This is a genomic window from uncultured Aquincola sp. (assembly GCF_964001545.1).
Classification (GTDB): Bacteria; Pseudomonadota; Gammaproteobacteria; order Burkholderiales; family Burkholderiaceae_C; genus Aquincola.
Map to the genome: position 1 here is coordinate 1 of NZ_CAXFDV010000666.1, position 10,470 is coordinate 10,470.

At 68.4% G+C, this 10,470-nt stretch carries 10 protein-coding genes; 3 read left to right on the forward strand and 7 right to left on the reverse strand.

Features of this window, described 5'->3' with window-relative positions:
- The 5 genes from ABNT58_RS23265 to ABNT58_RS23285 all read right to left on the reverse strand — a co-directional run.
- Positions 1–860 (reverse strand): molybdopterin molybdotransferase MoeA (locus tag ABNT58_RS23265; protein ID WP_348755778.1); only part of this gene is annotated, 860 nt, incomplete at its 3' end.
- A complete protein-coding gene (gene mobB, locus ABNT58_RS23270) occupies positions 857–1,429 on the reverse strand; it encodes a molybdopterin-guanine dinucleotide biosynthesis protein B (protein ID WP_348755779.1) in 573 nt (190 codons plus the stop codon). The genes mobB and ABNT58_RS23265, both read right to left, overlap by 4 nt.
- Positions 1,430–1,440: 11 nt before the next feature.
- Positions 1,441–2,856, reverse strand: coding sequence for a threonine synthase (gene thrC, locus ABNT58_RS23275; protein WP_348755780.1), 1,416 nt, complete (start codon positions 2,854–2,856; stop codon positions 1,441–1,443).
- A gap of 2 nt (positions 2,857–2,858) precedes the next feature.
- Positions 2,859–4,172, reverse strand: coding sequence for a homoserine dehydrogenase (locus ABNT58_RS23280; RefSeq protein WP_348755781.1), 1,314 nt, complete (start codon positions 4,170–4,172; stop codon positions 2,859–2,861).
- Entirely contained in the window at positions 4,169–5,395 is a 1,227-nt protein-coding gene (locus tag ABNT58_RS23285) for a pyridoxal phosphate-dependent aminotransferase (protein ID WP_348755782.1), read from the reverse strand. The genes ABNT58_RS23280 and ABNT58_RS23285 overlap by 4 nt, the downstream gene beginning before the upstream one ends.
- A 35-nt stretch (positions 5,396–5,430) precedes the next feature.
- On the opposite strand from ABNT58_RS23285, the gene ABNT58_RS23290 reads away from it, so the two are divergent.
- The 3 genes from ABNT58_RS23290 (at position 5,431) to ABNT58_RS23300 (ending at position 8,407) form a co-directional block, all read left to right on the forward strand.
- Positions 5,431–5,808: an Mth938-like domain-containing protein gene (locus tag ABNT58_RS23290; protein ID WP_348755783.1), complete on the forward strand. Its 378-nt coding sequence runs from the start codon at positions 5,431–5,433 to the stop codon at positions 5,806–5,808.
- A gap of 116 nt (positions 5,809–5,924) precedes the next feature.
- The gene (locus tag ABNT58_RS23295) at positions 5,925–6,401 is read left to right on the forward strand and encodes a peroxiredoxin (protein WP_348755784.1); all 477 of its coding nucleotides are present in this window, start codon (positions 5,925–5,927) and stop codon (positions 6,399–6,401) included.
- A gap of 242 nt (positions 6,402–6,643) precedes the next feature.
- Positions 6,644–8,407, forward strand: a complete 1,764-nt coding sequence (locus ABNT58_RS23300; RefSeq protein WP_348755785.1) for a PhoH family protein — start codon at positions 6,644–6,646, stop codon at positions 8,405–8,407.
- Between the two features lie 117 nt (positions 8,408–8,524).
- Here ABNT58_RS23300 and ABNT58_RS23305 read toward each other — a convergent pair whose 3' ends face one another.
- The gene (locus ABNT58_RS23305; RefSeq protein WP_348755786.1) at positions 8,525–10,069 is read right to left on the reverse strand and encodes a methyl-accepting chemotaxis protein; all 1,545 of its coding nucleotides are present in this window, start codon (positions 10,067–10,069) and stop codon (positions 8,525–8,527) included.
- Positions 10,070–10,210: 141 nt separating this feature from the next.
- The coding region (locus ABNT58_RS23310; RefSeq protein ID WP_348755787.1) for a M3 family metallopeptidase at positions 10,211–10,470 on the reverse strand (260 nt) is incomplete at its 5' end.

The following is a 10,470-nucleotide window of genomic DNA, read 5'->3' on the forward strand; positions in this document are numbered from 1 at the left end:
AGCCGGCCTTCGGCCTGCACCGCCGGCTTCACATGGTCTTCGTCGCCCACCGACACGCCGCCGCAGGTGATGATGAGGTCGTGCCCCGCCGCCGCCTGGCGCAGCGCCTCACGCGTGGCCTCCAGCTGATCGGCCACGATGCCCAGGTCCGTCACTTCGCAGCCGGCCGACTGCAGCAGCCCGCGCAGCGTGTAGCGGTTGGAGTTGTAGATGGCGCCCGGCGGCATGCGATCGGGCGGCACCTGGTCGGGCATCACCAGTTCGTCGCCGGTGGAAAACAGCGCGACGCGCGGCCGGCGCAGCACCGTCACCTGCGCGGCACCCACCGAGGCGGCCAGGCCCAGCGCCTGCGGCGTGAGCCGCTGGCCCCGCGCCAGCACCACGGCGCCGCTGCGCACGTCTTCGCCACGGCGGCGGATCGAATAGCCCAGCGGCGGCACCATGTTCACGCGCACGCTGCCCAGGCCTTGCGGATCGTCCGCGGCCACGGCTTCGCAGCGCTCCTGCATCACCACCGCATCGGCGCCGGCCGGGATCTGCGCGCCGGTGAAGATGCGCGCCGCGGTGCCCGGCTGCAGCGGCTGGCCCACCACGCCGGCGGGGATGCGCTGGCTCACCGGCAGCAGCGTGCCTTCGGCCGGCACGTCGGCCACGCGCAGGGCGTAGCCGTCCATCGCGGTGTTGTCCTGCGGCGGCACGTCCAGGCCGGATCGCACCTCTGCAGCCAGCACGCGGCCCAGTGCGTCGAAGGTGGACAGGGTTTCAGTCTCGGTGATGGCGGCGGCGCGGGCGCCTTCGCCCAGCAGGCGCAGTGCTTCGTCCAGCGGCATCAGCCCGGGGCGGTCGAAAGGGGCAGTCATGCGGTCTCGTCAGGAAGGTGGTGCTCCGGCAGGTAGTCGAAGCGGTCGCCCGATTGCACCAGCCATTGCGCCACCGCGCCGGGGTCGTCGATGGACAACTGCGGCAGCGACGTGGGCACCGGCGGCGGGCTGTCGGTGGCCAGCGCCACCACGAAGGGGTCGTCGGGATACAGCGGCGCCAGCTGCTGCGGCGCGGCGGCGCGGCGCACCTCGATCTTGGGCAGGTCGGCATGCTTGAAGCCTTCGACCAGCACCCAGTCGCAGGGCGACAGCTCGGCCAGCAGCTGGTGCACCGAAGGCTCGGCCTCGGTTTCGTATTCGCGCAGCAGCGCCAGGCGCTTCTGCGAGGCCAGCAGCACCTCGAAGGCGCCGGCCTCGCGGTGGCGCCAGCTGTCCTTGCCGGGGGTGTCGACGTCGAAGCGCTTGTGCGCATGTTTGAGCACCGACACCCGCAGCCCGCGGGCCTTGAGCGCGGTCAGCACGCCGGTGATCAGCGTGGTCTTGCCGACGTTGGAGGGACCGGCAAAACCCACCAGCTTGAAGCGCGGCACGGCCGGGACTGCAGCCATCGCGGCCGCGCTCAAGCCGCGGTGACGTGGGCCGAGATGTAGGCCTTGACGCCCTGCGGGTCGGCCGGCATCACGGAAAAGCGCTTGGGCAGGTCTTCGATGCCCTGCAGCGCAGCCGGGCGCTCGGGCTCACGACCCAGCGCTTCGCGGATGGTCTCGGCGAACTTCACCGGCAGCGCGGTTTCCAGCACCAGCGTGGTGGTGCCAGCCAGCGCGCATTCACGCGCCACCTTCAGCCCGTCGGCGGTGTGGGTGTCGATCATCACGCCGTAGCTATCCCAGGTGTCGCGGATGGTGCGCAGCCGGTCGGCATGGGTGCTTTTGCCCGAGACGAAGCCGAAGCCGGCGATGCGGCCGAACTCTTCGGCCGTGAGGCTGAACACGCCGGCCTGCTCCACCTGCTCGGCGAACAGGTGGCGCACACGCTGGCCGTCGCGGCCCATCAGGTCGAAGACGAAGCGCTCGAAGTTGCTGGCCTTGCTGATGTCCATCGACGGGCTGGAGGTCTCGTGCGTCTCGTGGCCCTTGCGCACGCGGTAGGTGCCGCTGCGGAAGAACTCGTCGAGCACGTCGTTCTCGTTCGTGGCCAGGATCAGCCGCTCGATCGGCAGGCCCATCATGCGGGCCACGTGGCCGGCGCAGATGTTGCCGAAGTTGCCCGAAGGCACCGCGAAGCTCACCCGCTCAGCGTTGCTCTGCGTGGCCTGGAAGTAGCCGGCGAAGTAGTACACCACCTGGGCCAGCAGCCGCGCCCAGTTGATGGAATTGACGGTGCCGATGCGATGCGCCCGCTTGTACGGCAGGTCGTTGCTCACCGCCTTGACGATGTCCTGGCAGTCGTCGAACACGCCTTCGATGGCGATGTTGTGGATGTTCTCGTCCTGCAGGCTGAACATCTGCGCCTGCTGGAACGGGCTCATGCGGCCATGGGGGCTGAGCATGAACACCCGCACGCCCTGCTTGCCGCGCATCGCGTATTCGGCGGCGCTGCCGGTGTCGCCCGAGGTGGCGCCCAGGATGTTGAGCGTTTCGCCGCGGCGGGCCAGTTCGTACTCGAACAGGTGGCCCAGCAGCTGCATCGCCATGTCCTTGAAGGCCAGCGTGGGCCCGTTGGACAAGGCTTCCAGCGCCAGCCCCGGTTCCAGCGGCTTCAGCGGCACGATGGCTTCGGTGCCGAAGACCGCGTGCGTGTAGGTCTTGCGCACCAGCGCCCGCAGGTCGTCGGCCGGGATGTCGTCGATGTACAGCGACAGGATCTCGAACGCCAGGTCGGCGTACGAGAGCGTGCGCCAGCGGTTCATCGTGGCGTCGTCGACCTTGGGGTACTGCTCGGGCAGGTACAGGCCGCCATCGGGCGCCAGGCCCTCGAGCAGGATCTCGCTGAAGCTGCGGCGCTGGGCGTCGCCCCGGGTGCTGATGTATTTCACGGTCAGGCCAGCTCTTCCTTGCGCAGCGCGACGATGGGGGCCAGCACCGTGGGCAGCGCCTGCATCTGCGCCAGGGCCTGGCGCATGCGGCCTTCCACGGTGTCGTGGGTCAGGATGATCAGGTCGGTCTGGCGCTCGCCTTCGGCCGATTCGCGCTGCAGCACCGCGTCGATCGAGATGTCGCGCTCGGCCAGGATGGTGGTGATGCGGCTGAGCACGCCGGTTTCGTCGGCCACCACCAGGCGCAGGTAGAAGGCGGTGCGCACCTGCTCGATCGGCAGGATGGGCGCATCGCTCATCGCATCGGGCTGGAAGGCCAGGTGCGGCACGCGGTGGTCGGGGTCGGCGGTGTGCAGGCGGGTGATGTCCACCAGGTCGGCCACCACGGCGCTGGCGGTGGGCTCGCTGCCCGCGCCCTTGCCGTAGTACAGCGTGGTGCCCACGGCATCCCCCTGCACCACCACGGCGTTCATCGCGCCTTCCACGTTGGCGATCAGCCGCTTGGCGGGCACCAGCGTCGGGTGCACGCGCAGCTCGATGCCTTCGTCGCGCCGACGGGTGATGCCCAGCAGCTTGATGCGGTAGCCCAGCTGCTCGGCATAGCGGATGTCGGCGGCCTGCAGCTTGGTGATGCCCTCCACATGGGCCTTGTCGAACTGCACCGGCACCCCGAAGGCGATGGCGCTCATGATGGTGGCCTTGTGGGCCGCGTCCACGCCTTCGATGTCGAAGGTGGGGTCGGCCTCGGCATAGCCCAGGCGCTGCGCTTCGGCCAGCACGGTGCCGAAGTCCAGGCCCTTGCTGCGCATCTCGCTCAAGATGAAGTTGGTGGTGCCGTTGATGATCCCGGCGATCCACTCGATGCGGTTGGCCGTCAGGCCCTCGCGCAGCGCCTTGATGATGGGAATGCCACCGGCCACCGCAGCCTCGAAGCCCACCATCACGCCCTTGGCGCTGGCGGCCGCGAAGATCTCGCTGCCGTGCACGGCCAGCAGCGCCTTGTTGGCGGTGACCACGTGCTTGCCGGCCTCGATGGCGGCCAGCACCAGTGCGCGGGCGCGGTCGGTGCCGCCGATCAGCTCGACCACGATGTCGACGTCGGGGCGGCGCACCGCGGCCTCGAAGTCGTCGGCGATGGCCACGCCGGTGGCGCCCAGCGCCTCACGCGCCTTGGCGGTGTTGCGCGCCGCGATGGCGATGACTTCCAGGCCGCGGCCGGCGCGGCGCTGGATTTCCTGCTGGTTGCGTTGCAGCACATGCACCACGCCGCTGGCCACCACGCCAGCGCCGAGCACGGCGATCCGAATCGGTTTCATTGGGAATGTCTCTTGCGGTAGTGCTCGAGGAAGCGCGCGATGCGGCCGATGGCTTCGGCCAGGTCGTCGGAGTTGGGCAGGAACACGATGCGGAAGTGGTCGGGCGTGGGCCAGTTGAAGCCCGTGCCCTGCACGATCAGCACCTTTTCCTCGGCCAACAGCTCATACGCGAACTGCTGGTCGTCCTGGATGGGGTACATGCGCGGATCGAGCCGCGGAAACATGTACAGCGCGGCCTTGGGCTTGACCACGCTCACGCCCGGAATCTGCGACAGCAGCTCATAGGCCAGGTCGCGCTGGCGGCACAGCCGGCCGGTGGGCGCCACCAGGTCGTTGATGCTCTGGTAGCCGCCCAGCGCGGTCTGAATGGCCAGCTGGCCCGGCGTGTTGGCACACAGCCGCATCGAGGCCAGCATGTTCAGGCCCTCGATGTAGTCGCGGGCATGGCGCTTGTCGCCCGACACCACCATCCAGCCGGCGCGGTAGCCGCAGCTGCGATAGTTCTTCGACAGGCCGTTGTAGGTGATGCACAGCACGTCGTCGGCCAGCGAGGCGATGCTGGTGTGCACCTGGCCGTCGTACAGCGTCTTGTCGTAGATCTCGTCGGCCAGGATCAGCAGCTGGTGCTGGCGCGCCACTTCCACGATCTCGCGCAGCACGCTCTCGGGGTACAGCGCGCCGGTCGGGTTGTTCGGGTTGATGACGACGATGGCCTTGGTGTTGGGCGTGATCTTGGCGCGGATGTCGGCGATGTCGGGCAGCCAGTCGCTCTGCTCGTCGCACATGTAGTGCACCGGCGTGCCGCCCGACAGCGCCACCGATGCGGTGTACAGCGGGTAGTCGGGCGAAGGCAGCAGCACCTCGTCGCCATTGTTCAGCAGCGCGTTCAGGCTCATGGTGATGAGCTCGGACACGCCATTGCCCAGGTACACGTCGTCGACGCTGACGCCCTTGATGTTCTTTTGCTGCGTGTAGTGCACCACCGCCTTGCGCGGCGCGAACAGGCCCAGGCTGTCGGTGTAGCCGGCGGTGTGCGGCAGGTTGCGAATCATGTCCTGCACGATCTCGTCGGGCGGCTCCAGCCCGAACGCGGCCACGTTGCCGATGTTGAGCTTGATGATCTTCTGGCCTTCGTCCTCCATCTGCCGCGCCTTGGCCAGCACCGGTCCACGAATGTCGTAACACACGTCGGCGAGCTTGGTGGACTTTGATAGCGGCTTCACAGGGGGTTCTCCGAAGAACCGATAATTAGACCACGATGAAATTCCAACCCGACCATCTCGAAGGCGTCAACAGCATCTCTCGTGTCGAGCCCGGTCGGCTGTGGGTCAACGGCACCGCCTACACCTCCAGCGTGCTGGTGCCGTGGCAGGGCCAGCCCGTGGCATGGCCCGTGGGCAGCGTGGCGGAACTCACCGCCGAGCACTTCCAGCAGGTGCTGGCGCTGCAGCCCGAGCTGGTGATCTTCGGCTCCGGCGTGCAGCTGCGCTTTGTCAGCCCGGCGCTGCAGCGTGCGCTGATCGAGCGGCGCATCGGCGTCGAGACCATGGACACGCCGGCCGCGTGCCGCACCTACAACGTGCTGGCCAGCGAAGGTCGCTCGGTGGTGGCGGCGCTGCTGCTGCAACCGCAGTGAATCCTCACGCGCAAGGCAAGTTCAAACCTCACGAAAACCGGCCCGTCGTGCCGGCCCCGTATAATCAAGGGTTGTTCCTGCCCCGTCAGGTAACCCCCTAGAAGAGATCCGCCTTCATGACGCCAGCCCTCAATAAAGCCCTCCCGGAGTTTGAAGCGCTTGCCACGGGCGGTGTGAAGTTCACACCCCAGGCGTATGCCGGTCAGACGGTGATCCTGTACTTCTACCCGAAGGACAACACCCCCGGCTGCACCACCGAAGCAATGCAGTTTCGTGACCACCACAAGGAGCTGGTGGCCGCCGGCGCCGTGGTCTTCGGCGTGTCGCGCGACAACATGGCCTCGCACGAGAAGTTCAAGCAGGCGCTCGACCTGCCCTTCGAGCTGATCGCCGACACCGAAGAAAAGCTCTGCCACATGTTCGGCGTGGTCAAGAACAAGATCATGTACGGCAAGAAGGTCAAGGGCATCGAGCGCAGCACCTTCCTGATCGACGCCAGCGGCGTGCTGCGCGCCGAGTGGCGCGGCCTGAAGGTCGCCGGCCACGTCGAAGAAGTGCTGAAGGCCGTCAACGCGCTCAAGCTGGCGGCTTGAGCCTAGCCTCCGAAGCATCAGCCCCGACAGGCAGCCACCCACCCGCCCGCCGGGCCGCCCCAAGGGCGGGTGCGGCCCCCTCGGGGGGTAGCGAGCGAAGCGAGCTTGGGGGCTGTCATCCACGGGGCGCATAATGGGTTCATGTTCGTGAGTTGTAGCGACCACGCGTCCGAATCCCTCCAAAGCCGCGCAGGCCCCTGCGCGGCTTTGTCGTTTCTACGAGCCTGAAAAGCCCATCGCCCATGCCCCTGCCCAAGCCGCCGACCCGCAAAGCAGCCGTCCTCGCTCCCGCCGACTTCGATTCGCAGGCCGCCCCCAAGACGGGCAAGCGCACCGGCAAACAACCCGCAGCCGCCGAGGTGGCGCCTGCGGTGCTCGACCTCTTCAGCCAGGAACCGATGGACGTGCCGGCAGCCAAACCGGCTGCGGCCCCCGCGCCGACCACGGCCCGTGGCACGCCCGCCGCCCGCACCCCGGCGCGCAAGCAGCCGCAGCCGGCCGCCCCTGCCGCGCCCGCCCTGCCCCCGGTCAGCGCCCGCCAGTCCGCCCCGGTGACGCCGCGCGCCGCCGATCGGCCGGCACCGCAGCCCAAGCCGCGCAAGCCCAAGCACACCGGGCCGGCCAAGCTGTTCGTGCTGGACACCAACGTGCTGATGCACGACCCGACCTCGCTGTTCCGCTTCGACGAGCACGACATCTACCTGCCGATGATCACGCTCGAGGAACTCGACGGCCACAAGAAGGGCATGAGCGAGGTCTCGCGCAACGTGCGCCAGGTCAGCCGTGAGCTGGATGCCTTGGCCGGCGCCGACAACCTGGCCGACCCCAAGGCCGGCATTCCGCTGGCCAAGACCGGCCACAAGGAAGCCGGCGGCAAGCTGTACTTCCAGACCACGCTGCTGGACGTGAAGCTGCCGGCCGGCCTGCCGCAGGGCAAGGCCGACAACCAGATCCTGGGCGTGGTGCAGGGCCTGCGCGAGCAGATGCCCGACCGCGACGTGGTGCTGGTGTCCAAGGACATCAACATGCGGGTCAAGGCCCGCGCGCTGGGCCTGCCGGCCGAGGACTACTTCAACGACAAGACGCTGGAAGACGGCGACCTGCTCTACAACGGCGTGCTGCAGTTGCCCGCCGATTTCTGGGAGCGCCACGGCAAGACGATGGAGAGCTGGCAGCAAAGCGGCCACACCTTCTATCGCATCGCCGGGCCCATGGTGCCGGCGCTGCTGATCAACCAGTTCGTGTACCTGGAGTCGCCGGGCGCGGTGCCGCTGTATGCGCGCGTGGTCGAGATCACCGGCAAGACCGCGGTGCTGAAGACGCTGAAGGAATACACCCACCAGAAGAACGCGGTGTGGGGCGTGACCGCCCGCAACCGCGAGCAGAACTTCGCGCTCAACCTGCTGATGGACCCCGAGTGCGACTTCATCACCCTGACCGGCACCGCCGGCACCGGCAAGACGCTGATGACGCTGGCCGCCGGCCTGGCGCAGGTGATGGACGAGCGCCGCTACACCGAGATCATCGTCACCCGCGTGACGGTACCGGTGGGCGAGGACATCGGCTTTTTGCCCGGCACCGAAGAAGAGAAGATGAGCCCCTGGATGGGCGCGCTGGACGACAACCTGGAAGTGCTGGCCCGCAGCGACAACAGCGCCGGTGAATGGGGCCGCGCGGCCACCAACGACCTGGTGCGCAGCAAGATCAAGATCAAGAGCCTGAACTTCATGCGCGGGCGCACCTTCCTGAACAAGTTCGTCATCATCGACGAGGCGCAGAACCTGACGCCCAAGCAGATGAAGACGCTGATCACCCGCGCCGGCCCGGGCACCAAGATCGTCTGCCTGGGCAACCTGGCACAGATCGACACGCCCTACCTGACCGAAGGCTCCAGCGGCCTGACCTACGCGGTCGACCGCTTCAAGGGCTGGCCGCACTCGGGCCACGTGACCCTGGCCCGCGGCGAGCGCTCGCGGCTGGCGGACTTTGCTTCAGAGGTGCTGTGAGGCACTGAACGCCCCGGATCGACGACGGGCCCGAAGGCCCGACCAGCGATGCCCTGCAGCGTGAGTTGCAGGGCATTTTTGTTGGCTGGACCGGTTCGGTCAGGCAAGGAGCCGGCCCTACCGCGCTGGTTCTTCCTCCCTCAGCGTGAACCGCGCCACCACCTCGTTCAGCTGGCCGGCCCGCTCACCCAGCGAACGCACCGCGGCCGTGGTGTCGTCGGCCAGCGCCACGTTGCGGGTGGTGTCCTGGTCCAGCGACTCGGCGGCCAGCATCACCTCCTGGATGCGCTGCTGCTGATCGCGACCGGCCTGGTGGATGTCCGAGATCAGCCGGTGCACGCCCTGCACCTCCTGCACCACATGCGCGATGGTGCTGCCGGCACGCTGCACGATGCCATGGCCCTGCGCCACCTTGGCCACGCTGTTGCCGATGAGGTCCTTGATCTCTCGCGCGGCCGAGGCCGAGCGCTGGGCGAGCGATCGCACCTCGGACGCCACCACCGCGAAGCCGCGGCCCTGCTCACCCGCTCTCGCTGCTTCCACCGCGGCATTGAGCGCCAGGATGTTGGTCTGGAAAGCGATGCCGTCGATCACGCCGATGATGTCGCTGATGCGCTGGCTGGCCGCCTGGATGTCGTTCATCGTGCTGACCACCTCATGCACCGCCGCCCCGCCCTGGCTGGCCACCTCGGACGCGCGGCTCACCTGCGAGTGGGCCTCGTCGGCCAGGTGGGTGGCCTGCTCCAGCGTCGAGGCCATGGCCGCCACGGCCGCCAGCGTGGCGTTGACGCCCTGGGCCGCATGGCTGCTGCGCTCCTGCAGGTCCTGGTTGCCGCGCTGCAGCTGCTCGGCCGAGGTGGCGATGCCTGCGGCCTGGCCGCGGATCTGGCCGACCATGTTCGACAGGTTGCCGGTCATGCGGTCCAGGTCGCCCATCAACTGGCCCATCTCGTCACGGGTGCGGGTGTGCCGGCGGCGCAGCAGCTCGCCATCGGCCACCGCGCGGGCCAGGTCGGCGCCCTGGCGCACCTGGCGCAGCACGCGGCGCGACACCCGGTGGAACAGCAGCGCCGAGAGGGCCAGCAGGACCAGGGTCGCGCCCAGCATCAGCAGCTTGACCCTAGGCGAGAGCGCATCGATCTCCGCCAGGGTGTCGGCCGCGAAGCGATTGCCCGACACCACCGTGGCGTCCACCCCCTGGCGGTGGCGCAGGTACAGCGCATGCGCGGCCGACAGACCCTGCCGGGCAGCGGCCGCATCGCCGCGCAGCAGCGGCTGCAACACGTCGCGCTCGGCGCTTTGCATGAAGGCCTGCGCCGCCTCGTGCTGGGCGCCCAGCAGGTCCTTCTCCAGCCCGTAGGGCGGGTGCGCCCGCCAGTGCTGCACGCGGTCCTCGTACTCCTGCTTCAGGCGGGCCAGCTGCTGCCGCACCTCGGCCGGCGGCATCGACTGCTCCACCCCCTGCGACAGCACCAAGCGCATCTCGATCAGGTACAGCGGCGGCGGCAAGATGTCGGCCACCACGTCCTTGGCCACGAACACGCGGCGAGCGGCGGCGTCGTGTTGCCCCAGTTGATACACGCCCAGCCAAGCCAGCAGCAAGGTGGACGCCAGCGCCGGCAAGGCGATGGCGAAGAGTTTTAGACGCAGGGAAATGGACATCGCGGCCCCTCCAACCGACACGGGTGTCAGGCGGGCTTTCGGTGGGGGGCGGGCCGGCTTGAGCGGAAAGGCCGATCAGAGTTCACCAGTTGTGATTAGTGCACACACTTTCTGATGTTCCGTTGTCGGCTCGTGGCTCTCTCACCGCTTCAGGTCGTCGAAAAACGCCTTCGCATTCGTGTCTCGCCCCAAGAAGCCTTTGACCAACTCCAGCGGCGGCACTTCACCGCCGCGCGCCAGCACGGTGCTGCGGTAGCGCTGGCCCACGGCCGGGTCCAGGCGGTGGCCCTCGAAAGCGGTGCGCAGGTCCATCGCCACCACCAGGCTGTACAGGTAGCCGTAGTAGCCGGCGGCATAACCGCCCGCGATGTGGCCGAAGCCGGCCGGCAGCATGGTGCCCT